Source organism: Cytobacillus oceanisediminis (assembly GCF_007830235.1).
In the GTDB taxonomy this organism is placed as follows: Bacteria; Bacillota; Bacilli; order Bacillales; family Cytobacillaceae; genus Cytobacillus; species Cytobacillus oceanisediminis.
This window is the reverse complement of record NZ_VLKI01000020.1, coordinates 44,854-70,502: the sequence shown is the minus strand read 5'-3', so window position 1 is coordinate 70,502 and position 25,649 is coordinate 44,854. Positions and strand designations below refer to the sequence as shown.

The following is a 25,649-nucleotide window of genomic DNA, read 5'->3' as shown; positions in this document are numbered from 1 at the left end:
GAGCTTCCTTGAGCGGAAATCAACAGACATGTTTAACATAGCCTTTCTATAAAATATTTCCAATACGCTCCCCTACTTTTATGTGAGCCGGTGTCTTAATGGATGGATTCAGTTCAAACCTTCCTTTCTCGAAAAGAAGGATGACAGTTGAACCGAACGTAAAATAAGCCATTTCCTTTCCCTTTTCCAGCTGATCTCCTTCATGGATAAGCTCAATGGAATTAACAAACATGGCACCCACTTTTACAATTGCGATAGATGCAGTTCCATGCATTACCTCTGTAATGCTTCGATAATTCTTTGAAAGGGTACTCCTCCCATATTTCAATCCCCATTTGTTCACTGGATAAGATTTTGAACCGAGTACCCATTGGTCTGCTACCTTTCCTGTTACAGGGCTGTGGATACGGTGATAGTGGCTGGGACTTAAGTAAAATATCATATAAGTGCCATCAGTATATTTTTTTGCTTTATTCTCACCCAGCATCTCTGAGATGGAGTAGTCTTTTCCTTTCACAGTTATGATACGGCTGGATTGGATGCTCCCTATATTCTCAATAACAGCATCTACAGGGCTGACAACCGAATCAGGGCTTTCATCCGTGATTCGTGCCCCTTCTTTTAACCTCCTGATAAAAAACTCATGAAGAGAAGGGTACTCCTTTAATTCCCTTTCCATCTCTCTCTCATTTATGTTATAGATCCTTGAAAATGAAGGAATGGCCCATCTGCTCCATTTTGATCGTGCAAAACTTTGCAGCAGTGCGGATGTCCATCTCCGATTTGTAAGCTCAATCATCAGGCGATATAAAGACTTAATCAACTGGCAGGCCCCCTAAATGAAATATGTTCTTTACGAACAGGCATAAAAACCATAGAATAAAATATTATTATATAACAAATTAAACTAAGTTTGCCACAAACTCCCCCAGCTTTGCCATCCTTTTTTAGAATGTATATATATCTGTCAAACCAGCTGCTATCCCTTTGACTTACAAGGAGTGTATAAAATGTTTTTATCTGATGTTCTTGATTTAACCATCAAGAAGCTAAAGGCACAGACAGCCAATGTCCTTACACTGGCTAATTTGTCTTTAGGAGGCTTCGCCATTTTATTTTCTATTAATGGAAATCTTAATTTAAGTGTGCTGCTTATCTTTGTGGCAGCTCTTGCTGACCGCTTTGACGGCATGGCAGCAAGAAAAATGAATATTGAATCGGATTTGGGAAAGCAGCTTGATTCTATGAGTGATATCATATCTTTTGGAGTTGCTCCTGCACTTATATTGTATCAGGGGATTTTGTCTGGATTGGGAGTACCTGGTTCGTTCTTCACAATCCTTTATATCGGGTGCGGAGCTTTTCGGCTTGCGCGGTTTAATATAAGCGAAAATAACGGCTATTTTACCGGTCTTCCCATTACAGCTGCAGGCTGCCTTGCTACATTGAGTTTTCTTGCTGTGCCTTATTGGCCCGAACCTTTTTTCCTCTTTATCATGCTGATCCTTTCTTTTTTGATGATAAGCCCTTTCAAGCTTAAAAAAATGTAAAAAAGAGCCGTGCTCACCTGAGCGCGGCTACTTTCATTCTTATTTGTTTTCTGTTAATGAAAGGAACTCTTCTACATCATCAATGCACAATTGAACTGCACTTTCCCAGAATTCCGGCTTTGTTAAATCAGCATTTAGATGTTTCATCGCTAAGTCCTCAACCGTCATGGAAGCCGTATCTTTTAATATAGCTATATATTTTTCCTCGTATCCTTTCCCCTCCTTAAGAGCCTGAGCATAAATGCCCAGCGAGAACAAATAGCCAAAGGTGTAGGGGAAGTTATAGAATGGCACGCCTGTAATATAAAAATGCAGCTTCGAAGCCCAGAAAGATGGATGGTACTCATTCAGCGCGTTTCCATAAGCTTCTTTCTGCGCTTCCACCATCAGCTCATTCAATCGTTCTGTACTCACATTGCCCAGTTTTCTTTCTGTATAAAAACGAGATTCAAAAAGGAAACGGGCATGGATGTTCATTAGAAGCGCTACCGATCTTTGAACCTTTTCTTCCAAAAGTGCAAGTTTTTCCTCTTCTGCCTTGGCATTTTTAACTGAAGCATCTGCAACGATCATTTCAGCGAAAGTTGATGCTGTTTCTGCTACATTCATCGCATAGCTGCGGTTCAATAAATGGAGGTCTCTCATCGCATAAGTGTGGAACCCGTGTCCAAGCTCATGTGCCAAGGTAGAAATGTTAGATGGTGTTCCGGAATATGTCATAAAGATTCTTGACTGGCTGCTTTCCGGGAAGTAGGTATGGAAACCGCCTGGAGCCTTTCCAGGGCGATCTTCTGCCTCAATCCACTTATCTTCAAATGCCTTTTTGGAAAAAGCCGTCATTTCCTCCCCAAAAAGAGAAAACTGTTCCAGGATAAATTCTGCGCCATCCTGGTAGGATACTTTCGTCTCTGTCTTGCTAAGCGGTGCATCCAGGTCATACCAGCTTAATTTTTCAATGCCCAGAAGCTCTGCCTTTCTATTCAGGTATTTAACAAGCGGCGCTTTATTCTTAGAGATAACCTCCCACATTGTATCCAAGGTTTCTTTTTTCATTCTGTTCAAATCGAGGGGCTCTTTCAAGAAATCCTCCCAGCCTCTTAATTTATAAACATTTAACCTAAATCCCCCCAAATGATTTAAGGTCTTAGATAGATAATCTGCCTGGCTGCTCCATGCTTCTTCCCACTTTTCAAAAACTTCCTTCCGCAGAGTTCTGTCGGGGCTTGAAAATTTATTTGCTGCCTGGCCTACAGAAAACTGTTTATCCTCTCCATTTTCACGGAAAGGAATTTTAATATTCCCGACAATAACATCGTACATTTGGCCCCAGCCATGGTAACCATCAATTGCTAAAGCATTAATCACAGATTCTTCCTCTTGGGATAATTTTTCTGCTGCACTCTCACGCCGCTCTGTTAATACAAAAGCCAGTTCATTCAAGCTTTCGTCCTTTATTATTTCGGTCCATACTTCCTGACCATAACCCGCAAGCTTCTGATCAAAAATCGTTAAGGCAGTTTGGAAAGATGCACTCAGCTCAGTAGTTGATCCTCTAAGGGCTTTTGCCTTTTTATCTTCTGTATTTTGAGCCTGCAGGCAGCTGACAAAGGCTCCTGCCTGGTGAAGCTTTTTAGCCGTTTGCTGGAATAAATCTATATACTCGCTGATTGCCTGTGCATCTGCAGCTGAATTAGAAGGCTGCCATTTATGTACCTGATTATAGAATGAATCGATATGTTTTCTTGTTTCTTGCAAGTGCTGTCCAAACTCCTCTGAAGCACTTCCGCCTTTAAAAAAAACATCCAAATCCCAAACTGTCGAATATGCTGTAGCAGTCATGATTTTCCCCCTGTAATAATATTTCGTATATAGAAGTATTATAAAGTAATTTTTCCGAAATTTCTATCAAAATGACCGAATAGTTTATTTTTTAGGCTATCTTAAACTGCCTGTTGATTTCCGCTCAAGAAGCTTAGCGAACCGCGGGCGGTCCGACGCTCCTCGTCGCTTTGCTCCTGCGGGGTCTTCCTTTGATCCGCACTCCCGCAGGACCTTGAATAAGCATTCTTGAGTAAACACCGCACGAAGGAAATGCGAATGCATTTTCGCGGGATTAGTGCCTTCCGCTCCATCAACAGTGCTAAAAACAACAATAAGCTTTAACAGATCCTTTAAATAAAGACAGAAGGATGATGCATTTAAGATATTTAATCCCAAAAAAAGAAGCCCACACCGCATTGGGTATGAGCCAGGTTGTAATCTTTACTATTTATAATAACCGCCATAATATGCAAATCCTCCAAAAACAAGCAGCAGGATCAGCAGCACAACCACCAGAGCAAGCCAGAATCCTCCACCCCCGTAATATCCTCCAGGATAAGGTGGGGCCGGATAGCCGTAATAACCATAAGGCATAATGCTTCTACCTCCCTTCGCTTTCTATTATTAAGGTATGTGTCCAACAGGATGAGCGTTTAGGCATTTACATCAAAATTCCTGCGATAGATAAGCAAAATCCATATTTTCCTGAGCACCGCCATAAAAACGTATCATATAATAATGGCAAAAGGAAAATTAAGGGAGGAGTGTTAAATGAAAATCATATCCATCTGCAAGAAATGCAAAGGAACAGGCAGCATAACCGCTTATAAATTTATAAAGAAAGCCTGCCCTGTCTGCAAAGGAACAGGAAAAATGACAAAAAACATTTCAGATATCAAGAAAGAGAAAAGACATAAAAGTTCACTTATTCCCCTTTAGGCCCATAACCTACAGTTCCCACCAGCTATGGACCCTTTCCGCAGGCAAGGGTTTTTTATTTTGACTTTAAATGCTTTATAATGACAACGGAAAGAAACATCGGACTACGGTCAATTGGAGTGAAAAAAATGAAACACTGCAAGAAAGGGGTTCTACTATTCATATTCTCACTTGTTTTACTTGCAACTGGCTGTTCTTCAGAAGAGCAAAAAAGTGAAAACCCACCGGAGGAACCTTCCAAAAAGGCGGACGAGCAATCTCCCTATGAATTTACCAAGGCTTCAGCCCAGCAAATTGAACATATCCAAGGAATAGGCTATCCTGGAAATGATACAGGGCTATATCTCTCATCCAGCGATGGATTAAAGCTTTTCAAAGATGGCTCCTGGCATGAAACATCCACCCATAACCACGACTACATGGGTTTCCAGGCAATAAAAGATGGTTATATTGCCAGCGGCCATCCAGACAAAGATTCTGATTTAAAAGATCCCCTTGGCATCGTTAAAAGCACAGATAAAGGCGCATCGTTCGAAGATCTGGTGTTTTACGGTGAAAGTACATTTCCTTTTTTATCCGCTGGCTACAATATCGGTATGATCTATGTAATCAATCAGGAGGAGAATACTAAGCTTGGTCCTGGGGTATATCGATCAGAAAATGAAGGGAAAACCTGGGAGCCAGTCAGTTTAAAAGGGCTCGAGGCTGACACGCTTGGCATGATCGCAGCACATCCTGATGATGCCGATATAATGGCTATGTCCACGAGGAGCGGAATCTTTTTCTCGCGAGATAAAGGAGAAACAGTAGAATTAGTATCTGAACCAATCATGGCTACAGCCTTGGCTTTCACGGACGACAGCTTGTACTATGCATTTGCAAAGCAGGAAAAGGTATTACTGAACAAGATTGACCTTGAAACCATGGAAACCTCTCCGGTTGAAATCCCTTTTCTTAGCTATGACAACCCGATTACATACATTGCAGCTGATTATCAAAATAGCGGAAGAATCTCTTTCTCGACCTATTTAAAAGATTTATATGAGTCTGGAGATAGCGGCGAAAACTGGAAGATTTTATTAAAAAATGGCAGAATAAAATAATTAAAGGGACAGCCGAGCTGTCCCTTTAATTATTTTTGCGCTTTTCTTTTTCTGCCCGATAAAACTCATGGAACATCTTCATCAATGCCCGCTTCTCAATCCTGGATACGTAACTCCTTGAGATGCCAAGCTCCTTTGCAATTTCCCTCTGGGTTTTTTCTTTTTGCAAATCGAGCCCGAACCTTCCGACAATGACCTCTTTTTCTCTGTCATCCAAAACATCAATATATTCCTTCACTTTTTCAAGCTCCATATTCAGCTGAATCGTATTAATAACATCCTCGGATTCTGACTTTAGTACATCAATAAGGGATATTTCATTGCCCTCTTTGTCCTGTCCAATGGGGTCGTGAAGCGATACATCCTTCTTGGTCTTTTTTAATGCCCGCAAATGCATGAGGATTTCATTCTCAATACAGCGGGCTGCATAAGTGGCCAGTTTTGTTCCTTTACCTTCTGAATAGCTCTCAATTGCTTTTATCAGCCCGATGGTCCCTATAGATATCAGATCCTCGGAATCTTCTCCGGTATTTTCAAACTTTTTTACAATATGGGCAACCAGCCTAAGATTATGTTCAATCAGCATATTACGGGCATGCGCATCTCCAGCAGCCATCAGTCGCAGGTATCTTTTTTCATCTGCAGGTGACAGCGGTTGAGGAAATGCATTATTTTTTACATAAGATACAAGGAACACAATTTCCTTAACCAAATAACCAAGTGCAGTTAAAATTCCGGACATTGTTCCACCCCCGCTTTTAATGCGTGTTCAAAAAAAGCCTATAACTAATTCCTATGTAAGTATGGAGTTGTTTTTGTCTGTCCCATATAGATATTTTCACACAGAAATTATTTCCTTTTCCTTCTTCCTCTTCAAATGGACATTTATTAGGTTTTTTCGTTATGATGAGATTATATAAAAAGAGAAAGAGGTCTTACTTTTGAACGCGCAGCGTATAATTCTGGCACTTGTTTTTTTCATTGTTTTGCTGGATAGCCTGGCAAAATTCATTTTTGAAGGCTTTTCTTTAAAGACTTTACTATTATTACTGGCAACAGTCGCAATTGTAGTATTTCTATGGTTACTTCCAAATAAAAAGGACTGACTCATTTGCAGTCAGTCCTTTTTTCATGCTATTGCCCGAATCTTTTTTATCTTGCTACTCTGTTACGCTTACCTCAGCGGCAATGATGCAGCCAATTGCTCCGCAAATAACTAACCCCATAACAATCGAGAACATCTCCCACACCCCTTTAGAAATTCCTGGTTTCCTTTAATGTACCATGGTTTTTCCACCTAAATAGCAGGTGAATGTGAACATTCTGTTAATCCCAGCTATGGGAAAGGTTATTTCCTTTTTTTCCGGAATCCAAGAGTTAAAATCAAAATATGCAGTGACATACCTAATTGCCTCCTAACACAGTATGGTTAGGTGGAGTCTTTCTCCACCCAGAAAATTGCCTGGCGTCCTTGAATAAGAAAAATCATTTTCCTAACCACCTTTCAAGTTTTTTTAAAATCACTATTATTAAAACGGGCGATACATTGAAAACTGACGGTCACGGTTTTGGTCCTGTATTTTTTTGATCATTTGTTCACGCATAATGTCTTCTGCGGATAATTGACGTTTTTTAATGGTTACAGTCAAAAATAATATATTTAAGGTCATTAGATTTTCCACCTCCTCTTTCATATCCCGCCTAAAGGCACAAAAAAGCCGCAAAGAGACACACTCTCTGCAGCTTGGTCATGAAGGCATAAAAAAGCCGCAGAGCACGATTCTCCCTGCGGCATGGATATGTAATGTCAAAAATTTAAGAGATCCATTCCATGTAGGTCGAATTCGTAGAATAATTATTTAATTCTGCTTTTACTGCAATTCCTTTAACCATCATTTCATCCGACCTCCTTGTTTGAATTTTTCACTTACACTGGTAATTATATCCACACTCATATAGTTTGTAAACCTTTTTTTGGCTATTTTTCAAATTTTTTTTGAAAGTATGAGCCCATAAAAAAACACCCTGAATCAGGGCGTTTGCATTCTATTATTTTTTCATCAGGAATTCCTGGCCATCATCCATTTCGTTTAGCTTTGCACGGCAATGCTTGGAGAGCGCAAAGAAATAAATGGAACCAATCAAAAAAACGGTAGAAGATCCAGCCATTATATATAATTCCAGCATTGTATTTGCAGTGTCCGGAATAATTAAACCCAGGTAAAAAAATGAGCCGACAGCAAGCAGAGCAATAGCAAACCGCTTGAAGTCCACCATTTTCTCAAATAAGCGCTTTGCTTCATTTTTCATTTTTATCACCTTCTATTTTATAGGTCTTTTTAAAAGACTATAATCCTACTTTAACATAGAAAGCAGTAGTACAGGTGATGTAAATATTGTAAGCACAAGAAGATCATCCAATAAGAGAAAGGCGGTCCTCAATGAAAACCGCCTCATAACCTGTGTTTGCTATATTCTTATAGCTTTCCTATTTATTTTGTCTAATGGCCTCAACAATCTTCATAACCAAGTTGGCCGAATGAAGAGCTGCCTTTTCCAAAAATTGATCAAAAGAAATATCGGACTCTTTTCCTGCAATATCGGAGAGAGAGCGTATCACCACAAAAGGGGTTTTAAATTGATAAGAGACCTGGGCGATAGCAGCTGCTTCCATTTCTACTGCCTGCAGACCTGTGAATTTATCACGGATATAGTCCACTCTTGCCGGATCGTTCATAAAGGAGTCACCAGTCGCAATCAATCCTCTGACAACCTGGGTATCCTGGATTTCTTTCGCACATGCCTCTGCAATTTGCACGAGGCTGCTATCCGCTGCAAATGCAGCCGGCAATTGCGGAACCTGTCCATATTCATAGCCAAAAGCAGTAACGTCTACATCATGATGCCTTACCTCTGTGGAAATAACGACATCCCCCACATTTAAATCAGGATTAAAACCGCCAGCCGACCCAGTATTAATAACATAATCCGGCTTAAACCGCTCCAAAAGGATAGCGGTTGACATGGCTGCATTCACTTTCCCAATTCCGGAACGCAGCAGGACAACTTCCGCTCCATTCATCTTTCCTGTTGTATACTCGCAACCGGCGATGGTTTCCTGCCCATTGCCTTCTATTTTATCTCTGAGTAAAGTAACTTCCTCTTCCATCGCTCCGATAATCGCTATTTTCATCTTAAAACCTCTTTCATATTTTTCTTTGGCGCTTTATATTACCAGGTGAATGGCACAAGCAGCCATGCTTTTCAAACTAGTCCTTATGGCTCCTGCAGATGCTAAACTTGTGCAGGGAAACATGAACCCACGCTGTATGTAAACTTCAGGAGATTGCTATTTGCATCTGCAAAAACTATTCTACCACCACTTCGAGGAAGTTTTCCATATATCGCAATTCTATTGTCTCTATCAGCATCTCTTAAAGTGCAATAGCTTATGTGTATTCACCGCCAGAATGATTAAATACTGCAGAAATTTGCCAGAACAGACTGCCGGCACTAAAATAAATGATAGAAATTGTTAGTTTGAACTTTGCTTAAGGAAGGATGATTCTGTCTATGAATTTTAAGTTTGATTTAATTGAAGATAAAGTTGAATTTTATGAGGCCCCCTCTTTAAAGGAGCTTGAAAAGAAAATAAATAGCCAAATCGAACACAATAAGGCGATTCTTCTTTCTGTCCATCATGTTTCCCATCAAATGCATCTCGACGAGAATGGCAGAACTTATTACTCTGCCGTTGTACATTTCAAAGCAAAAAAATAAGGACGTACAGACGTCCTTACATCTTGCGGACTAAGTGGTCTTGTGGAACCAGCTGGTCTAAAGCAACCTTCTCCAGTTGGTCTCGTTGAATCGGATTGTTTTTCGAAAGCATGTTCATCACCTCAAGCGTTAAATAGATCTATTTTAAAATATGCTAGATTCTACTGCCACATTCAATTTTAAAATTCTGTTGATTGGAGTGGAAGGTGCGAAGACTCCTGCGGGAGCAAGGGTCAGGGGAGACCCCGCAGGAACGGAGTGACGAGGAGGCTCCCCGGGCCGCCCGCGGAAAGCGAAGCACCTGGAACGGAAATCAACAGACCCATTTCACAGACGGACTAAAAAGACTGTAGGCAAATCCGATTTTCATCGAGTTTGTCTACAGTCTGTAAGGACGCACAGACGTCCTTATTTTTTTGCCCTGTTAACGTGTCTGTTGTTTTTCGCTACAGGCGCTCAAGCGTTGCGCGGGCGGTCCGGAAGCCTCCTCGGCGCACACGCTCCTGAGGGGTCTCTTTTTGACTCGCTTCCCCCCCAGGACTTTGAATAAGCATCCGTGAATAAACACCGCACAAAGGAAATGCGAAGGCATTTTCCAGGAGCTCGCATCTTCCGCTCCAATCAACAGAGTGCCAAAATCAACAATGAACATTAACATAGTCTATTTTTTATTAATTAATTTCATTTAGTACTTCTACCTTTACCGGCTTCCAGCCTTGGCCGTCCACCCAGTCTATATAGACACGATATTTTTCGCTTTGATCCTTTGTTGATATGGTTCCTACTGATTTGTTCGGCCCATTATTGCCAAGAAACCACACCGTCATATTGCCTTGGTCCACTCCAGTAGCATAAGAGATTGCCTGGAGCATTTCCTGCCAGTCCACAGCACTCTGGTCATAGACTGCTGTGTGTTCACCTGATTGGGAAGTGCCAACCGGTTCCCAGGCTGGATTTTCGATTGTTTTTTCAACATCAGGCGAGCTGCCGCCTTCGGTGACGACTTTTTCATCTTCTTCTGATTCCTCTTCGGCTTTCTCAGCTTCTTCCTTCTCTTCCGCTGCCTGTTCTTCGCCTTCTCTTGCCTTTTCTATTTCTTCTTCATCTTCTTTTTCCTGTTCAAGATCACCGGCTTGATCATCTGTTTTATTTTCATTTTCTTTTATCTCATTCTCAGATGCTGTTTGTTCATCCGTCTGGAGCGCTTCATCATTGTTCCCGCCAAAGAAAATTTTAGCAGACACAACAATAATCAGTAATATAACAAGCGCAATTAGACTATTTAAAATAATATTGGTTTTTTTTCTTTTTTCCCGTTTACCTAATCGGGACTCTCTTGATGAATGCTCATTCCCTTTCAAGACTTTCTCCTCCCCAAACTTTTATCAGGATTGCACGTAATAATGCTAATGAAAGGCATAATACTATTTAGCCACGCCACTTTTAAGTCGTTACTACCCAAATTGCGGCTGTGAACATTCTAACACGACATAAGGCTATCTTAAAAGAAATAACCTTTTCCATGAAAAAAATGATGGTGTATGTTTATTTCCATCAGTAAAACAGATCCTCCAGCCTTCAGGAAAGTTACAATATATCATATTTGTTTATGAGTCTGCAGAGCCAAAGGGCGGAACTTCTCCTTTATGATTAAAGTTGTATATCCCTTTCACCAAGTCTGCAAATAGGGGATTTACACCACCTGTGTCCTCTGTTACCCCAAGATTTACTGTAACAAGAGCATATTTCGGGTTTTTATAAGGAAAATAACCCGCAAACCATTTATTATGGAGCTGCTTGCCGCCAACTATTCTTCCTGTCTCGGCAGTACCGGATTTGCCGGCTACCTCATATGGAAGTTCTTTGAACCATCTGCCGGTTCCATCCTCATTGATCACTACCTCTCTGAGAAGTTTTTGAAGTTTCATTGCTGTATAAGGAGCAATCGTCTCTCCGTCCAGCTTTTGCTCCTTAAACTCCAAAAGAGATGTACTGTTTTTATATTCTATTTCTGAAGCAACCCGGACCATGTCCTTCTGTCCGCCTCGCGCTATTGTTGCCATCATATTGGCAACAGCAAGGGGGGTTGCTCTGACTTCATGCTGGCCAATCCCTGTTAGGGAAACAAAATTGCGGTCCTTTTTGGCATCTTCTGATAAAAATACACGTCCCTTTTCTTCGTCCTGAAGCTGCATGAAGTCATTGAAATGGTATATATCGCCTTGCCAGCTCACAGGACCCGTTAGCGATAACCTCTTTGCATAATCCTCCAGCAATTCAGAATCAATATCTTTTAATTCTTTTGCTACAGTAGCAAATGTATTATTGCAGCTTCTTGCAAAGCTATCATTGAAATTTAGCATTCCATGCTGGTACTTCGGGTCTGGCTGCCCATTAATTTTCTTACTGCAATCAAATTGCCTTGCAGGATCATCCAGTCCATGATCAATAGCTGCTGCGGCAACCACAGTCTTGAATACAGACCCCATAATTTGCTGTTTTATCATCTGATTAACAGCTCCGCCGCTTTCTTTATCAAAAGGATTATCATTATTAACGGATGGACGCGATACCATAGCCAATACCGTATTCGTCTCAATATCCAGGAGAACAATTCCTCCTTTTTTGATGGCATGCTGATCAGCCAAATTTTCAGCCATCATTTGCAGATCATAATCCAGGGTTGTCTTTATATTGACAGGATAGAAAGGATTGGCAGGCTCTACATATTTCACATTAATGCCAAATAAGGGGCCTCCAGTTGCATCCACATGATAGACAAGCTTAGAAGCACCTTCGGGAAGCAAAAATTCATCGAAGCTCTTCTCCATTCCGGTTATGCCGACCATTGTGTTAATGGATAGCTCTTTATCAGGGTATCTTTCCTTTACGAGATTTTGATTTTCTCCGGTAATTCCGATTAACTGTGCAGCGGGACTCTCTAAAAGGTTGTACTTCTTCTCAACAGCAAAAACTCCTGGAATCTTCAGAGCATTTATTTTCTCCATTTGTTCCTCAGTCAGCTGGAGCGGTTCAGGCTTGCCAAAGGCAAAAGGCTCCTTGGCGTTTTCAACCGAATATCGGAGAGAATATTCCGATGCACCTGTAATTTCCGAAACCCCTTCTATATCCCAATCCATTTTTGCCAGAAACGGAAATAAAATAAGGACAGGAATATTCTCATGAGTTAGAGGCCTGCCGTTTCGATCCAAAAAGTTTCCCCTGCCAGTATCTATGACCATTTCCTGGGATCTCTGGCGAACACTTGATTCGAGCAGGTTTATTTCCCTGTCTGTAAAATGTTCAGTTGAAACGAGCTGAAGCTGAATCAGCCTTCCCCCAAGCAAACATAAGACCGTAAAACTTATAATAAGCCAGCCAACTGCTCTTTTTCTCCACATAAAAAACACCTCGTCAAAAGTCTTGACGAGGTTTTCTGATTTCAAACAATTCGAATTTAAAAATATTATTTAATGGAGACAATACGTACGTTCATTTCTCCCCCAGGTGTCTGGACAGTTACTTCGTCCCCAACCGTACGGCCAATCAGGCTTTTTGCAATCGGAGAATCATTTGAGATTTTACCTTCGAAAGGATCTGCCTCTGCACTTCCTACGATGGTATACGTTTCTTCGTCTCCATCTGGAAGTTCAACAAAAGTAACAGAACGGCCAAGTGCAACAGTATCTCCAGCCATTTCTTCCTCTTGGATGATTTTCGCATTGCGAATCATATTTTCAAGTGTTGTAATACGGCCTTCTACAAAAGCCTGCTCTTCTTTAGCAGAATCATACTCAGAGTTTTCGGATAGATCGCCAAAGCTTCTAGCGATTTTTATACGTTCAACCACTTCTTTACGTTTAACCGATTTTAAATACTCAAGTTCCTGCTCAAGCTTTTCTTTACCTGCTTGTGTCATAGGGAAAACTTTTTCTGTAGCCAAAACCTTCACTCCTTCGAATTACACATTCCTTTACGGTTTGTGTTTCTATAATGTATGTACTTCTTTATATCAAATTTTTAGGAAAATGAATAGGAGCGCGTCCTCGGTTAAAGGGCGCGCATGTAATCTATTTTTGGTTTGTTAAGCTTGTCTGTTGATTTCCGCTCCAGGGACTCAGGAACTGCGGGCGGTCCGGGTGCCTCCTCGGCGCATTCGCGCCTGCGGGGTCTCCCTTTGACTCGCTTTTCCCGCTGGAATCTCGCCCCTTCCGCTTCAAACAACAGAGTGCCAAAATCAGCAAAAAACTTTAACATAGCCTAGGTTTTACAAAATATTAAATCCTATTGAACATTTTCTATGCTATTGTTTCATAAAAATGACTTTTGTTCAAGAATTGTTTGAATTTTTGTGACCATTAAATCGATCGCGACATAATTATGTCCGCCTTCAGGAATAATGATATCCGCATACCTTTTCGTTGGTTCAATAAATTGATTATGCATCGGACGGACGACATTTACATATTGTTCAATGACTGAGTCCATCGTACGGCCGCGCTCCTTAATATCTCTAAAAAGGCGGCGGATAATCCGAAGATCAGCGTCCGTATCGACATATAATTTAATATCCATCAAGTTACGGAGCCTTTCATCCTCCAGGACAAGGATCCCTTCAAGGATAATGACATCCTTTGGCTCGACATTAATCACTTCTTCGGATCTTGTATGCATCGCATAATCATATACTGGCTTGTTTATCGGTTCATACCGCAGCAGGCTTTCTACATGTTCTATCAGCAAATCATTATCAAATGCAAGCGGATGATCATAATTAGTCTTCAGCCTTTCTTCAAATGGCAGATGCGTCTGGTCTTTATAATAATAATCCTGTTCGATCATCAAGATAGAATGCCCTTTAAATCGATCGTAAATCGATTTTGTTACACTCGTTTTTCCGGAGCCGGAACCGCCGGCTACCCCAATCACAACGGGTTTGCGTTTCATTTGGTTAGAGCTCCTTCCGCATCATGTTGTTAGGGTATACCGGCTTTTCAACCTTGAATTCAACAATTTGGAGCGGGTGGCGTGCTGCATCCAATTCATTGCCTTTTTCATCCCAGATTTTATCGATGACTTGTGTAAAGCTCGTAATTTCCGGACCGAAAAACTCCACTTCCTGCCCAGGTTTAAAATTATTTCGCTGCTGAAGGGTAACCATCTGTGTCTCTGGGTTGTAATCCAGGACTAAACCAACGAAATCAAAATTCGTCTTTTTGCTATGATTTCCAAACATTTGCTCTTTATACCCCGGAACCCCTTCAAAGAAGGCAGGAGCAGTTTCACGATTAGCGCACTTGTCCAATTCTTCAAGCCATTCCTGCTTAATTTTAAAGTTTTCAGGATCTGCACAATAGGCATCAATAACTTTCCGGTAAACACTTACAACCGTTGCAATATAATGGATGGATTTCATTCGCCCTTCAATTTTCAGGCTATCGATTCCCAATTCGATCATGCGCGGAATGGATTCGATTAACTTTAAATCTTTAGGGCTCATGGCGAAAGGAGCATCCCCTTCCCTATATAAAGGAACCTCATTTTCTCCCTCCAGCTGATACAAATCATAATCCCAGCGGCATGACTGGCAGCAGCCGCCACGGTTAGAGTCACGGGCTGTCATATGGTTGCTGAGCGTACAGCGTCCTGAATAGGCAATACACATTGCACCATGAATGAAAGTTTCGATTTCAATATCAACCTTTTCCTTCATTTCTTTGATTTCTTCTGCACTTGTTTCACGAGCAAGAACGACACGCTCCAAGCCTTCTTCCTTCCAGAACTGGACAGCTTTCCAGTTGGACAAGGATTGCTGTGTGCTTAAATGCACTTCGATTTCAGGAGCAACACGGCGGCATGTTTCAATAATTAGCGGATCGGCTACAATAATTCCTGCAACGCCCGCTTCTTTAAGTCCAAGAAGGTAATCCTCCAGGCCATCAATATTTTCGTTATGCGCAAAAATATTTGTTGTAACATAAATCTTTGCTCCATATTTTTTGGCGAACTCAACGCCTTCTTTCATTTCCTCGAAAGTGAAATTGCCGGCGTTTGAACGCAGCCCGTATTCCTGACCGCCAATAAACACAGCGTCAGCACCATAGTGCACGGCAATTTTCAGCTTCTCAAGGTTTCCTGCCGGAGCAAGCAATTCAGGCTTCTTTACAATAACCCTTTTGCCATTGACAATTTCGGAAATATTATCTTTTACCGCTGTCATAAAGCTGCCTCCTCTTTCTTATTGTTTTATTTAAATCACTATCGCTGTCCAGCTAGCAGATTAATATACTGTTTCTTTGAAGAAGAACCCTGTATCAAGCGGGCGGTTAGACGGCTGAATCTTTTCAATTTCTGCTAAAAGATCATCTTTTATTTCATCATATTGATCCGGGTCTTCTGCACAAGTATCGATTGCTTTTCTATATAGTTTTGTAACTTCAATAATATATCCGGGGCTCTTTAATACCCCATCAATTTTAAAGGAATCAATACCTGCTTCCATCATATCCTGCAGTTCATCAATAATGCAGATATCATTTGGGCTCATAATATGAGTGCCATTTTCGTCCTCGAAAATCGGATATTTATTTTCACGTTCTTTATCATGAAGGAACATATTCTTTTCCTGTTTGCGATTCTCTACTTCCATTGCCTTCCCCTGATATTCATAATAATTTCCAAGAAGGGAACGCTTGGATTGGAACATCGCTGTCATACCGTGAACCTGCACTTCAATTTCAACTTCTGCATTTTCTTTTATTTCAATGATGGCATCCATGTTAATTTCCCGTGCAAGAATAGCACGGGTTGCACCTTTTCGGCCCCAGTAGTTACATGTATACCAGTTTGTGGCTGTCGTTTCAGTATTCCAATGTAGCTTCATGTCAGGTGCAGCAGAACGGGCAGCCATTAATACAGCTGGATCACCAAAGATAATCGCATCAGCTTTTATATCTTTTAAAAAGCTGATATATCCCTCAAGCTCTGGCACTTTATCATTGTGGAATAATGCATTCATGGCTACATATACTTTTTTTCCATGCCCATGTGCGATTTCCACAGCTTTTTTAATATCTTCTTTTGAAAACTCACCTGCAAGCCGCAAGCCGTATCGCTGTTCTCCAACCACAAAGGCGTCGGCACCAGCAGAAGCTAATGGAAGAATATCTTCAATACTCATTGGTGTCACTAACAGTTCAGGTTTTTTCATTTCTTTCACCTCTTTTTACTAATTGCCACTCCGTCCCCTACAGGCAGTATGACTGTGTAGTATTCAGGATGACTCATTAACCATTTATTAAAACCATCAATCTTTTTTACCAGATTTCGGATTCGCTTATTCTCGATTTCCGGCTCACACACAAGGCCCTTAAAAAGGACATTATCTGTAATAATCATTCCATCCTTGGCAAGATAGCGGGAATACATTTCAAAAAAGCGCTGATATTGACCTTTTGCCGCATCAATAAAAATGGCATCATATAAGCCATGTTTCTTAACGTCTTCCTCGACTTCCAGAGCATCTCCTTTTATAATCAGGATTTGCCCATTTTTACACGACTCATTTATATACTGCTCGGCAAGCTGATAGCGTTCAGCATCCCGTTCAATCGTGACAATTTTACTTTCAGGCAGTGCATATGCCATTCTGAGTGCTGAATAGCCAATTGCTGTTCCTACTTCTAATATCATTTTCGGCTTTTGTATGCGCAAAAGCTGAAGCATCGCCTCTATTCCTGCCAGCTCCATAATTGGCACATTATGTTCTTTGGCAAAGTGCTCCATTTTGCTTAACAATTCCGGCCTTTCCGGTATTATTTCCTCTATATATGCATGCAGCTTATCATTCATCAAGCTGGCATCACCTCAATCCGTTATGGATTTTAATATATTATCAGCGAAGAGAAACCCGCTCTTCCTTTTTAAGCGGGCGCTCTACGCTTTTCGATTTAGACATGAAAAAATAGCGTTCACAGATAGGATGTCAAAATGCGCAGTCCTGCATTCCGGCTGCCTGAGCCTTAATCCATGCTTGTCCGTGATTCACGCTATTGCAATGCTCTATTAAAACACCTGATCTATTTTACCATAAATAAAAGGGGAATGCTATATTCCAGCGTTCCCCTTTTATTGCATCTTAATTGTTAGTAATATGCTGTGATTTCTTTTGATTATGTTCATCAAGTGTCTTAGAGAATAAGACATCTCCTGTAGATGTGGCAAGGAAGTATAAGTAATCCGTTTTGGCCGGCAGCAATGCTGCTTCAATAGATGAAACCCCGGCATTTGCAATAGGTCCTGGTGTCAGGCCTGGATACTTATATGTGTTGTATGGAGAGTCAATCTCCAAGTCTTTATATAGAACCCTTGATTTGTGTTCTCCCTGGGCATAAAGGACAGTTGGGTCTGTCTGCAGCGGCATGCCCGTTTCTATCCGATTATAAAACACACTGGCAATCTGGTCGCGGTCAACTTTTTCTGTTGCTTCTTCCTCGATCAGCGAAGCCATTGTCAATAATTTATGTGGAGTGAATTCCTGCTGTTCCATATCTCCACGATACTCATTGATGACTGATTGTGTTTTATCAAGCATTACTTTTACAACCTCTTCTAATGTCGGGTCTTCTTTATAGAAAGGGTATGTTGCAGGAAATAAATATCCCTCCAAAGGATATTTAACATTTTCTGCAAGAATTTCTTCTGTAAGCAAATTGGGATATTCAGCCATTAAAGATTCCACAAAAGCCTTATCATTAAGCTTCTTGAAGACATCTTCAGGCTTCTGGTCAACTTTTTCGCCAATTATGCCGGCGATCTGCTCAAGCTGTTTCCCTTCTGGAATGGTGATCTTAAAGGCCAGCTCCTCCATGACTTTCCCTGTTTTTAAACTGTCCAGAATTTCCGGCATAGTCATGGAAGGCTTCAATTTATATTCTCCAGCCATAAATCCTGCTTCATTTTTAAATTTCACATAATATTTAAAAACCCGGGCATCTTTTATGATTCCATTTTCCTCAAGAATATTTGCGATTCCTGTAACAGAGGAACCAATGGGAATCTCCACTTTCTTTTGCCGATCGCTTTCCGGATCAACAGGCTTTAAAGCAGAATTAATATAAAAATAACCTCCGCCGATAACCGCAACAGCTGAAATTAATAAAATAATGGCAACAATCAGGACAATTTTCCGGACAACTTTCGCTTCACTTTGCCGCTCTATCATTTTCTCGCGGATGACTTCCTTCTTTCCTTTTTTCTCTTCTGTCGACATTACAAATCCCCTCCGTTCCATAGACGTTGGCTATATAATGCAAAAGACAGGCTATATCCTGATCTCTTATATTTCCCAGTAAAAATCAGCCGGTATGTTTGCCAACAGGCCTAAGAAAAACTGCGTATAGTTCTCTTTGTTTTCTATACATCTCGGATTATTATACTATATTTTCATTTTGAAGTCGCAGGATATAACAAAAAACCATATAATTCGCCAATTTTCCCCATAAACATATTATAAATCCGCCATAAATGAAAAGCTCTGAAAACTTGCCTTTTGATTTCCGCTTCAGCGCTCGCTTACCGCTGGCGGTCGGCAGCCTCCTCCGCGTATGAAGCGCATACGGGGTCTCCCTTTGGCCAGCTTTTCACGCAGGACCATTGAACCAGCATCCTCGAATAAACACCACACGAAGGAAATATATGCGTTTTCGAGCAGTCTCGCGCTTTCCACTCCAATCACAAAGTGCCAAAATCAACAATAGCTTTACCATAGCCAAATAAAAAAACCGGCCCGCAGGCCAGTTTTTTAGTCTTCTTGCTCTTCAAGGAATGTGTTAAGCATTTCTTCAATCAAGTCCCATTCCTCTTCTGTTTCGATTGGCTGCAATTCTCCGTCCTTGCTGTCTTCGCTTGGACTGAAAGCAGATGCGTGGATTTCTATTTCTTCGTCATCATTTTCATCTGCCCCAACTGGATAGTAAAGGACATATGATTTTCCGAATTCATCAGAATCAAATGTGAACAATACTTCACACAGCTGTTCGTTGCCTTCTTCATCAATTACTGTAATGTTGTTGTCTCCGTGGTTCATTCTTTTCACCTCATTATATTTGGCTATTTAAAAAGCCTTGTAAAATCATGACGGCTGCCATTTTATCAATGACCTTTTTCCGTTTTTTGCGGCTCACATCAGCTTCAAGCAAAACTCTTTCAGCTGCCATTGTTGATAAACGCTCGTCCCATAGCACAACTGGCAGGCCAAATAATTTTTCCAGCTCTGAAGCATAGAACTCGCTTGCCTCTCCGCGCGGACCAATGGTTCCATTCATGTTTTTAGGCAAGCCGACGACAATTTTACTGACTTCATGCTCTTTTATTATTTCACCAATTCTTTCAAAACCAAACTTTTTTTCTTCTTCGTTGATTTTGATGGTTTCCAAGCCCTGCGCTGTCCATCCCAGCGCATCACTTAGAGCGACACCGACTGTTTTAGAGCCGACATCCAATCCCATAGTCCGCATGTTTATCCCTCACGCTGCTGTTTTAAGTATGATTTAACCAATTCTTCGATGATCTCGTCCCGTTCGAGCTTGCGGATAATATTGCGTGCATCCTTATGGCGGGGAATGTAGGCTGGATCCCCGGACAACAGGTAACCGACAATTTGGTTAATCGGGTTATACCCTTTTTCCTGAAGCGCGCCATAAACCTGAAAAAGGACTTCATTCACATCTTGTTCGATTGGTTCTTCAGGAAAATTGAACCTCATTGTTTTATCAAATGAGCTCATTTCTTACACCTCGCTTTTCTGTATGAAGGGTTAGGTTAGCCTAATTCCACCGGATTTGTTTCCACGATTTCATTGTCCGGCGCCCAGCTTGTCAGCTATTAAATATCCATGCCTCTTCATAACGGTTTGGCCTGTTGAAGCCGCTTGAAAATACAGAGCGATCATTAATGATTTTGTTCCGGACAGGAAAACATAGTGAAGAACAAGCTGTCATTTCCTGATTTTGAACAATCTCTCTTGGTTACCTACATTTTACACTACTTTTCCGGGATATCAAATGGATTTAACCCATTCTTCTACAAATTGCAGTGCACTTTCGAGTTTTTCAGGATCTTTGCCGCCAGCTTGAGCCATATCAGGACGGCCTCCGCCACCTCCGCCACATCGGGAAGCCACTTCTTTAACCGCTTTGCCGGCATGGAAACCTTTCTTAATCAGGTCCTCTGTTACTCCTGCAATAATATTAACTTTGCCCTCATTTACGGTGCCCAATACAACTACCGCTGATCCCAGTTTTTGTTTTAAATCATCAGCCATATTTCGAAGACTGTTCATATCCACGGCCTGCACTTTTTCAGCAAGAACAGTTACGCCATTGATTTCCCTTGCTTTAGATACAAGGCTTCCTGCTTCAATATTACCCAATTTTGCTGCTAATGATTCGTTCTCGCGCTGAAGCTGTTTAATTTCTCCCAGCAATAAGTCAATTCTAGAAGACAAATCTTTTGGATTTAATTTAAGTTTGCCAGATGCATCTTTCAAAATATTGATCTGGTCGTTCATCAGCTTGTATGCATTTTCACCTGTTACTGCCTCAATTCTTCGTGTCCCTGCCCCAATTCCGCTTTCTGATTGAATCTTAAACAATCCGATAGCCGCTGTAGTAGGAACATGGCATCCTCCGCAAAGCTCAAGGCTGTAATCTCCTACCTGTACAACACGGACAATTTTTCCGTACTTCTCACCGAATAGAGCCATAGCTCCCATTGCCTTTGCTTCTTCGATCCCTTTGTAAGCTATATCAACATTAAGGCTTTGCCAAATTTGCTCATTAACGATTGCTTCAATCTTTTCAAGTTCTTGTGCCGTAATTTGTCCGAAATGAGAGAAGTCAAAGCGCAGGCGGTCCGGACCAACTAGTGAACCTGCCTGGTTTACATGGCTGCCCAATACATCCTTTAAAGCCTGATGTAGCAAATGTGTAGCTGTATGATTCTTAATTACCTTAGAGCGTATTTGCTCATTAACGGAAGCATACACGGATGCAAAAGTTTTTAAGGTACCTTCTTGAACTACTGCCCTATGCAGATTTTGGCCGTTTGGAGCTTTTTGAACATCCTTTATGGCAACTCTTAGACCCTCTGCTTCAAGCGTTCCCTGGTCGGCAATCTGTCCGCCGCTCTCTGCGTAAAATGGCGTTACGTCAAGAATCAGCTGAACTTCCTCTCCTGTCTGTGCTTCTTCAATTAATTGGCCATCAACAACAATGGCTGCCACTTTGGCTTCTGTTTGAAGCTTGTCATATCCTACAAACTTACTGTCCGTTTTCAGTTCTCCTAATACGCCGCCTTGAACTTGCATGGAATCTACATCCTGCCGTGCAGAACGCGCGCGTTCACGCTGTCTTTCCATTTCCTTTTCAAAACCTTCATGGTCGACCTGCATGCCTTCTTCCTCTGCATATTCCTCTGTCAGTTCAACCGGGAATCCGTAAGTATCATAGAGGCGGAAAACATCTTCACCTTGGATCGTGTCGTTTCCTTTCTCCTTCTCTTTCTTTATAACAGATGAAAGAATGGCTAATCCTTCGTGAAGTGTTTCATGGAAACGCTCTTCTTCGTTCTTGATTACCTTCTGGATGAACTCTGTTTTTTCTTTTACTTCCGGATAGTAGTCCTGCATGATTTCACCTACTACAGGAACGAGCTCAAACATGAATGGTTCATTAATATTTATTTGCTTTGCATAACGTACTGCCCGGCGCAGCAGTCTCCGCAATACATACCCGCGCCCTTCGTTTGAAGGCAGTGCACCGTCTCCGACTGCAAATGCTACCGTACGGATATGGTCGGCAATTACTTTAAATGCAACATCTGTTTCTTTCCCTGCACCATATTTCTTGCCGGAGATTTCCTCTGTTCCGCGGATAATCGGCATAAATAAGTCTGTATCAAAGTTAGTTGGCACATTTTGAACAACTGATGCCATACGTTCAAGCCCCATGCCTGTATCAATATTTTTCTTTGGAAGAGGTGTATAGGTACCATCAGGATTATGGTTAAATTCCGAAAATACAAGGTTCCAGACCTCTAAATAGCGTTCATTTTCCCCGCCAGGATATAATTCGGGGTCCTCAGGGTTATCTCCGTATTCAGGTCCGCGATCATAGAAAATTTCTGTATTTGGACCGCTTGGGCCTTCACCGATATCCCAAAAGTTGCCTTCCAGGCGGATAATTCTCTCTTCTGGCACTCCAACCTTTTCCTGCCATATTTTAAAGGCTTCATCATCTTCCGGGTGAATCGTGACAGATAGTTTTTCTTCATCAAATCCAATCCAATTTTTATCCGTCAGGAACTCCCATGCCCAAATGATTGCTTCCTCTTTAAAATAGTCGCCAATCGAGAAATTCCCGAGCATTTCAAAGAAAGTATGGTGTCTAGCTGTCTTGCCGACATTCTCAATATCGTTTGTACGGATTGACTTTTGCGCATTTGTAATCCTTGGATTTTCAGGAATAACACGCCCGTCAAAATACTTTTTAAGGGTAGCTACCCCACTGTTAATCCAAAGCAGGGAAGGGTCATCATGCGGAACAAGTGATGCGCTGGGTTCAACAGCATGGCCTTTCTCCTTGAAAAAGTCTAAAAACATTCGGCGTATTTCTGCACCTGATAATTGTTTCATATCATCCATCCTCCTAAATATTATGTACTGGTTTTTGCACATGCCTTAAAAAAAGGCAACAAAAAAAGCCCTAATCCCTGGACAGGGACGAGAGCTTGCTCGCGGTACCACCCTGATTATGGAAAAGAGCGCTTGTGCCCTGCACGCTTTGTGCTTCTGTTCCATCTCTCAGATCCTTAACGCGGATAAACGGCAGGTATTAACTGCACTCGGGATTAGCTTTCTGTTATCCTTCATCTGGGAATTCTTTCAGCCTGGGAACTCCCTCTCTTTTGTGAATGCTAAAACTTATTCGCATCCACGCAGATGGTCTATAACATACTTATTCCGTCTACACGTTTTCAATAATAAAATAACTTTATAGACGCATTATAGCGACTTTACAGGAACCTTGTCAATACAGCCATTAAGATCCTGTCATATTTGGTTCTGACCTCTTGGAAAAATGTTTTCTGGCATGTATGAGGCTCACTTTCAAGACAGCCAAAATCGGAACGGCAATGATCAGCCCCAATATCCCTCCTGCCTCTCCCCCCGCCAGCAAAGCCAGCATGATCAAAAGCGGATGCATATGAAGGCTCTTGCCCACGATTAATGGCGATAGTATATTTCCTTCAAGAAATTGCAGGACAATAATAATTCCCACAGTAATCACAATCATTTTAACAGAAAGTGTCGAAGCGATGATGACAGCCGGTATTGCTCCAATAATAGGTCCGAAATATGGGATAATATTGGTTACCCCAATAATTAAGCCGAGCAGGAGCGGATAACGCATGCCAAAAACCCAAAAAAGCAGGGAAGAAATCGTTCCTATTGCTGCACATACCAAGAGCTGCCCCCTGATATAACTTCCAAGGGACTTATCAATATCCCTCAAGAATAATACCCCTTCCTTTCTCCATCTCCTTGGCGTCAAATACCAGGCCGCCTTCTTCATAATCGTAAAATCCTTCAGCAGGTAAAAAGAGATAAAGGGAATTACAGCAATAATCACAGCATAATTTAATATATTAAGCAAAGAATTGATAACCCTTGAAAGCAGTTTATCCAATGCCCCCTCCACTGCAAAAATCCCATCATCAATCCGGGATTGAATACCATCCGGCCAGGTTGAAGTCTTTTCCTGTATGACATCGATCCATCCCCGGTATTGATTCGCAAACTGGGGAGCATTTTCTGCAAGATCCCTTAATTGATGGATAAATGCTGGTATTCCTTTATATAAAGAAAAGCCCGCACCCCCAAAAAACAAAAAGTAAATAATAAAAACGGCTATACCTCTATGGAGACCTGTTTCATGAAGTTTCTCCACTACAGGATGCAAAAGATATGTAATAAAAGCTGCAATGATAAAAGGGATAATAACCGACAAAAGGATGTTCAGAACAGGCATCCATAAAGCCTGAAGCTTTAAAAAAACAAATATGACAATAAGCAAGAGAAGCAGAAATCCAAGCCGGTAAAACCATTTCAATCGAATATCCAATAGGGTCCGCCTCCTTGTTTTTATTGTGAGAGCTTCTTGGGGAATTATGCATGAGGACTGCCCAAAGCTAAAAACCAAAAAAGCTGGCCCTCGTTTCCGGCGGACCAGCCTAAATTCAAATTCAGTTTAGAATAGGGCTCTCGTTATTCTTTTTTGCATTCGTTTCATCTGCCGCCCTGACATCAGGTTATTTTTTTGAGCATAATTATAAGCAGCCATGCCTGCACCTATTAACATTGCAGAGGTTAACATTCTGTTCAATCGTCTCACCTCTTTCGTCCAGATTCACGAAAGATACCGGCGCTCATTTTCTTCAAACAAATCATCAAGGGAGCTAAGTGTTCCGTCTTCCTCAACCTGATGGGTATTGATGACTCCTTTAGACAAAGAAAGTTCAATAAAGCAATTCCAGCAATAGAATTGGTTAATACCGATTTTCCCGATATCCTTGCTTTGGCAATTTGGACATTTTAGCATGGAAAAGACACCTCACTATTTTACATTTACAATGATGGCATCCTTTCCAATTGCAGGGGGTTCATCGGTTTTTATAACACGTTTTCCTTCCAGCACATCTGAAAAGAAGCCATCCGACAGTTCATACCCTACAATCGTCCCCAATTCTTCCATAAAATATACATCCTCCAGTAATCCAAGCCGTTCTCCTTCTCTGCTCATCATCATTTTTCCTGTTAAACGGTTATGGCTTTCAAAGGTATATTCTTCAATTTTGGGAATTGCCCTGAGAACAGAGGAGTCTTCAATCATCACGCCATCCCAGCCAAATGAGGTTACGTCCTTGATCCCAATCAGATAGTTTTTTTTCAACAGAGCGCCCTTTCGCAGCAGTATACCCTTTACTTGCCCACTGCATGAAATGGATAAATCACAAACTTCGCCTATCTTATTTCCTGTTTTCACGTCAAAAACAGGCAGCCCTTTTAATAAAGAAAATGTCCGCAAGGAATGTCCCACCTTCCCGAACATTTATAGTTTTCACTGTCCTTTAAAAAACATAACGGAAAACCATTGCCATAAGAGCCAATAAGTTTTTTGGGCCATGTGACTCAGGCTTCATAGGTTTTTAGCGGCCATTATATCTGGGTTTGTTAAATCGATCGTTCCGTTCTCCTCCGTCCGAAAGTTCTTCGGAAAACTCATATTCCTGCTGTTTCGGCTGATTATACCGCTTTACTCCATGGAGATTAAGAAGCGAGCTTCTTTTTTTCTTTTCCACAAAAATCATTTCTCCTTTTTTGGTTTCTATTGTTAAA

28 protein-coding genes are annotated in these 25,649 nt (G+C 41.3%); 4 read left to right on the top strand and 24 right to left on the bottom strand.

The features are described from left to right. Positions 1-46 precede the first annotated feature (46 nt). Positions 47-823, bottom strand: a complete 777-nt coding sequence (locus IQ19_RS22750) for a phosphatidylserine decarboxylase (protein WP_144545372.1) — start codon at positions 821-823, stop codon at positions 47-49. 187 nt (positions 824-1,010) lie between these two features. Here IQ19_RS22750 and pssA point away from each other — a divergent pair, with 187 nt between their 5' ends. Next, positions 1,011-1,550 (top strand): CDP-diacylglycerol--serine O-phosphatidyltransferase, encoded by a 540-nt coding sequence (pssA, locus tag IQ19_RS22745; RefSeq protein ID WP_144545371.1) that lies wholly within the window; start codon positions 1,011-1,013, stop codon positions 1,548-1,550. 39 nt (positions 1,551-1,589) lie between these two features. Here the strand turns inward: pssA and IQ19_RS22740 are convergent, their stop codons facing one another. Both IQ19_RS22740 and IQ19_RS28200 read right to left on the bottom strand, forming a co-directional pair. After that, a complete protein-coding gene (locus IQ19_RS22740; protein WP_144545370.1) occupies positions 1,590-3,389 on the bottom strand; it encodes a M3 family oligoendopeptidase in 1,800 nt (599 codons plus the stop codon). Positions 3,390-3,815: 426 nt separating this feature from the next. Beyond that, positions 3,816-3,965: a hypothetical protein gene (locus IQ19_RS28200; RefSeq protein WP_181396054.1), complete on the bottom strand. Its 150-nt coding sequence runs from the start codon at positions 3,963-3,965 to the stop codon at positions 3,816-3,818. A 177-nt stretch (positions 3,966-4,142) separates the two neighbouring features. Between IQ19_RS28200 and IQ19_RS27865 the strand changes: the two genes are divergently transcribed. Both IQ19_RS27865 and IQ19_RS22735 read left to right on the top strand, forming a co-directional pair. Then, the gene (locus IQ19_RS27865; RefSeq protein WP_158638889.1) at positions 4,143-4,310 is read left to right on the top strand and encodes a hypothetical protein; all 168 of its coding nucleotides are present in this window, start codon (positions 4,143-4,145) and stop codon (positions 4,308-4,310) included. A gap of 128 nt (positions 4,311-4,438) precedes the next feature. After that, positions 4,439-5,413, top strand: coding sequence for a F510_1955 family glycosylhydrolase (locus IQ19_RS22735; protein ID WP_144545369.1), 975 nt, complete (start codon positions 4,439-4,441; stop codon positions 5,411-5,413). Positions 5,414-5,438: 25 nt separating this feature from the next. Here the strand turns inward: IQ19_RS22735 and sigK are convergent, their stop codons facing one another. The 4 genes from sigK to mtnN all read right to left on the bottom strand — a co-directional run bounded on the left by sigK (position 5,439) and on the right by mtnN (position 8,606). Then, entirely contained in the window at positions 5,439-6,155 is a 717-nt protein-coding gene (gene sigK / locus IQ19_RS22730) for an RNA polymerase sporulation sigma factor SigK (protein WP_144545368.1), read from the bottom strand. A 787-nt stretch (positions 6,156-6,942) separates the two neighbouring features. Next, positions 6,943-7,083 (bottom strand): YrzI family small protein, encoded by a 141-nt coding sequence (locus IQ19_RS22725; RefSeq protein ID WP_144545367.1) that lies wholly within the window; start codon positions 7,081-7,083, stop codon positions 6,943-6,945. A 379-nt stretch (positions 7,084-7,462) separates the two neighbouring features. Then, positions 7,463-7,723 carry a YrhC family protein gene (locus IQ19_RS22720; protein WP_144545366.1) on the bottom strand — a complete coding sequence of 87 codons (261 nt, stop codon included), beginning with the start codon at positions 7,721-7,723 and terminating at the stop codon, positions 7,463-7,465. Positions 7,724-7,901: 178 nt separating this feature from the next. Then, positions 7,902-8,606, bottom strand: coding sequence for a 5'-methylthioadenosine/S-adenosylhomocysteine nucleosidase (gene mtnN, locus IQ19_RS22715; protein WP_144545365.1), 705 nt, complete (start codon positions 8,604-8,606; stop codon positions 7,902-7,904). Positions 8,607-8,986: 380 nt separating this feature from the next. Here mtnN and IQ19_RS22710 point away from each other — a divergent pair, with 380 nt between their 5' ends. Further along, positions 8,987-9,193: a YrzA family protein gene (locus IQ19_RS22710; protein WP_110066081.1), complete on the top strand. Its 207-nt coding sequence runs from the start codon at positions 8,987-8,989 to the stop codon at positions 9,191-9,193. A 671-nt stretch (positions 9,194-9,864) separates the two neighbouring features. Here IQ19_RS22710 and IQ19_RS22700 read toward each other — a convergent pair. From IQ19_RS22700 to IQ19_RS28195, 17 genes are all read right to left on the bottom strand, one after another. After that, complete coding sequence (locus IQ19_RS22700) at positions 9,865-10,554, bottom strand: YrrS family protein (protein ID WP_144545364.1); 690 nt, start codon at positions 10,552-10,554, stop codon at positions 9,865-9,867. Positions 10,555-10,800: 246 nt separating this feature from the next. Further along, positions 10,801-12,594, bottom strand: a complete 1,794-nt coding sequence (locus IQ19_RS22695) for a peptidoglycan D,D-transpeptidase FtsI family protein (protein WP_144545363.1) — start codon at positions 12,592-12,594, stop codon at positions 10,801-10,803. Between the two features lie 65 nt (positions 12,595-12,659). Continuing rightward, entirely contained in the window at positions 12,660-13,136 is a 477-nt protein-coding gene (greA, locus tag IQ19_RS22690) for a transcription elongation factor GreA (RefSeq protein ID WP_110066078.1), read from the bottom strand. A 368-nt stretch (positions 13,137-13,504) separates the two neighbouring features. Beyond that, complete coding sequence (gene udk / locus IQ19_RS22685) at positions 13,505-14,140, bottom strand: uridine kinase (protein WP_144545361.1); 636 nt, start codon at positions 14,138-14,140, stop codon at positions 13,505-13,507. Positions 14,141-14,144: 4 nt separating this feature from the next. Beyond that, entirely contained in the window at positions 14,145-15,413 is a 1,269-nt protein-coding gene (locus IQ19_RS22680; RefSeq protein ID WP_144545359.1) for a peptidase U32 family protein, read from the bottom strand. Positions 15,414-15,473: 60 nt separating this feature from the next. Beyond that, positions 15,474-16,403 carry a peptidase U32 family protein gene (locus IQ19_RS22675; protein ID WP_144545357.1) on the bottom strand — a complete coding sequence of 310 codons (930 nt, stop codon included), beginning with the start codon at positions 16,401-16,403 and terminating at the stop codon, positions 15,474-15,476. Positions 16,404-16,408: 5 nt separating this feature from the next. Next, positions 16,409-17,044 carry an O-methyltransferase gene (locus IQ19_RS22670; RefSeq protein ID WP_144545427.1) on the bottom strand — a complete coding sequence of 212 codons (636 nt, stop codon included), beginning with the start codon at positions 17,042-17,044 and terminating at the stop codon, positions 16,409-16,411. Between the two features lie 286 nt (positions 17,045-17,330). Next, positions 17,331-18,464, bottom strand: a complete 1,134-nt coding sequence (gene mltG / locus IQ19_RS22665; protein ID WP_144545355.1) for an endolytic transglycosylase MltG — start codon at positions 18,462-18,464, stop codon at positions 17,331-17,333. Between the two features lie 531 nt (positions 18,465-18,995). Next, positions 18,996-19,280: a DUF1292 domain-containing protein gene (locus tag IQ19_RS22660; protein WP_026583774.1), complete on the bottom strand. Its 285-nt coding sequence runs from the start codon at positions 19,278-19,280 to the stop codon at positions 18,996-18,998. Positions 19,281-19,293: 13 nt separating this feature from the next. Next, a complete protein-coding gene (gene ruvX, locus IQ19_RS22655; protein ID WP_199749533.1) occupies positions 19,294-19,710 on the bottom strand; it encodes a Holliday junction resolvase RuvX in 417 nt (138 codons plus the stop codon). 2 nt (positions 19,711-19,712) lie between these two features. Continuing rightward, positions 19,713-19,979, bottom strand: coding sequence for an IreB family regulatory phosphoprotein (locus tag IQ19_RS22650; RefSeq protein WP_009333061.1), 267 nt, complete (start codon positions 19,977-19,979; stop codon positions 19,713-19,715). Positions 19,980-20,252: 273 nt separating this feature from the next. Continuing rightward, positions 20,253-22,886 carry an alanine--tRNA ligase gene (gene alaS / locus IQ19_RS22645; RefSeq protein ID WP_144545353.1) on the bottom strand — a complete coding sequence of 878 codons (2,634 nt, stop codon included), beginning with the start codon at positions 22,884-22,886 and terminating at the stop codon, positions 20,253-20,255. 406 nt (positions 22,887-23,292) lie between these two features. Continuing rightward, positions 23,293-24,375 (bottom strand): AI-2E family transporter, encoded by a 1,083-nt coding sequence (locus IQ19_RS22640; protein ID WP_144545351.1) that lies wholly within the window; start codon positions 24,373-24,375, stop codon positions 23,293-23,295. A 126-nt stretch (positions 24,376-24,501) separates the two neighbouring features. Continuing rightward, positions 24,502-24,627 (bottom strand): YrzQ family protein, encoded by a 126-nt coding sequence (locus IQ19_RS22635; protein ID WP_258309595.1) that lies wholly within the window; start codon positions 24,625-24,627, stop codon positions 24,502-24,504. A gap of 33 nt (positions 24,628-24,660) precedes the next feature. Next, the gene (locus tag IQ19_RS22630; protein WP_110066068.1) at positions 24,661-24,852 is read right to left on the bottom strand and encodes a hypothetical protein; all 192 of its coding nucleotides are present in this window, start codon (positions 24,850-24,852) and stop codon (positions 24,661-24,663) included. Positions 24,853-24,867: 15 nt separating this feature from the next. Beyond that, on the bottom strand, positions 24,868-25,338 hold the full coding sequence (locus IQ19_RS22625; protein ID WP_144545350.1) for a PRC-barrel domain-containing protein: 471 nt from the start codon (positions 25,336-25,338) through the stop codon (positions 24,868-24,870). 121 nt (positions 25,339-25,459) lie between these two features. Then, positions 25,460-25,612 (bottom strand): hypothetical protein, encoded by a 153-nt coding sequence (locus tag IQ19_RS28195; protein WP_199749532.1) that lies wholly within the window; start codon positions 25,610-25,612, stop codon positions 25,460-25,462. Between the last annotated feature and the right edge of the window lie 37 nt (positions 25,613-25,649).

What these genes read in the sequence shown, in the direction of transcription:
- pssA (WP_144545371.1), top strand. Translation starts at nt 1,011, where the DNA reads ATGTTTTTATCTGATGTTCTTGATTTAACCATCAAGAAGCTAAAGGCA.
- IQ19_RS22740 (WP_144545370.1), bottom strand. Translation starts at nt 3,389, where the DNA reads ATGACTGCTACAGCATATTCGACAGTTTGGGATTTGGATGTTTTTTTT.
- IQ19_RS28200 (WP_181396054.1), bottom strand. Translation starts at nt 3,965, where the DNA reads ATGCCTTATGGTTATTACGGCTATCCGGCCCCACCTTATCCTGGAGGA.
- IQ19_RS27865 (WP_158638889.1), top strand. Translation starts at nt 4,143, where the DNA reads ATGAAAATCATATCCATCTGCAAGAAATGCAAAGGAACAGGCAGCATA.
- IQ19_RS22735 (WP_144545369.1), top strand. Translation starts at nt 4,439, where the DNA reads ATGAAACACTGCAAGAAAGGGGTTCTACTATTCATATTCTCACTTGTT.
- sigK (WP_144545368.1), bottom strand. Translation starts at nt 6,155, where the DNA reads ATGTCCGGAATTTTAACTGCACTTGGTTATTTGGTTAAGGAAATTGTG.
- IQ19_RS22725 (WP_144545367.1), bottom strand. Translation starts at nt 7,083, where the DNA reads ATGACCTTAAATATATTATTTTTGACTGTAACCATTAAAAAACGTCAA.
- IQ19_RS22720 (WP_144545366.1), bottom strand. Translation starts at nt 7,723, where the DNA reads ATGAAAAATGAAGCAAAGCGCTTATTTGAGAAAATGGTGGACTTCAAG.
- mtnN (WP_144545365.1), bottom strand. Translation starts at nt 8,606, where the DNA reads ATGAAAATAGCGATTATCGGAGCGATGGAAGAGGAAGTTACTTTACTC.
- IQ19_RS22710 (WP_110066081.1), top strand. Translation starts at nt 8,987, where the DNA reads ATGAATTTTAAGTTTGATTTAATTGAAGATAAAGTTGAATTTTATGAG.
- IQ19_RS22695 (WP_144545363.1), bottom strand. Translation starts at nt 12,594, where the DNA reads ATGTGGAGAAAAAGAGCAGTTGGCTGGCTTATTATAAGTTTTACGGTC.
- udk (WP_144545361.1), bottom strand. Translation starts at nt 14,140, where the DNA reads ATGAAACGCAAACCCGTTGTGATTGGGGTAGCCGGCGGTTCCGGCTCC.
- IQ19_RS22680 (WP_144545359.1), bottom strand. Translation starts at nt 15,413, where the DNA reads ATGACAGCGGTAAAAGATAATATTTCCGAAATTGTCAATGGCAAAAGG.
- IQ19_RS22675 (WP_144545357.1), bottom strand. Translation starts at nt 16,403, where the DNA reads ATGAAAAAACCTGAACTGTTAGTGACACCAATGAGTATTGAAGATATT.
- IQ19_RS22670 (WP_144545427.1), bottom strand. Translation starts at nt 17,044, where the DNA reads ATGAATGATAAGCTGCATGCATATATAGAGGAAATAATACCGGAAAGG.
- mltG (WP_144545355.1), bottom strand. Translation starts at nt 18,464, where the DNA reads ATGTCGACAGAAGAGAAAAAAGGAAAGAAGGAAGTCATCCGCGAGAAA.
- IQ19_RS22660 (WP_026583774.1), bottom strand. Translation starts at nt 19,280, where the DNA reads ATGAACCACGGAGACAACAACATTACAGTAATTGATGAAGAAGGCAAC.
- ruvX (WP_199749533.1), bottom strand. Translation starts at nt 19,710, where the DNA reads ATGCGGACTATGGGATTGGATGTCGGCTCTAAAACAGTCGGTGTCGCT.
- IQ19_RS22650 (WP_009333061.1), bottom strand. Translation starts at nt 19,979, where the DNA reads ATGAGCTCATTTGATAAAACAATGAGGTTCAATTTTCCTGAAGAACCA.
- alaS (WP_144545353.1), bottom strand. Translation starts at nt 22,886, where the DNA reads ATGAAACAATTATCAGGTGCAGAAATACGCCGAATGTTTTTAGACTTT.
- IQ19_RS22635 (WP_258309595.1), bottom strand. Translation starts at nt 24,627, where the DNA reads ATGTTAACCTCTGCAATGTTAATAGGTGCAGGCATGGCTGCTTATAAT.
- IQ19_RS22630 (WP_110066068.1), bottom strand. Translation starts at nt 24,852, where the DNA reads ATGCTAAAATGTCCAAATTGCCAAAGCAAGGATATCGGGAAAATCGGT.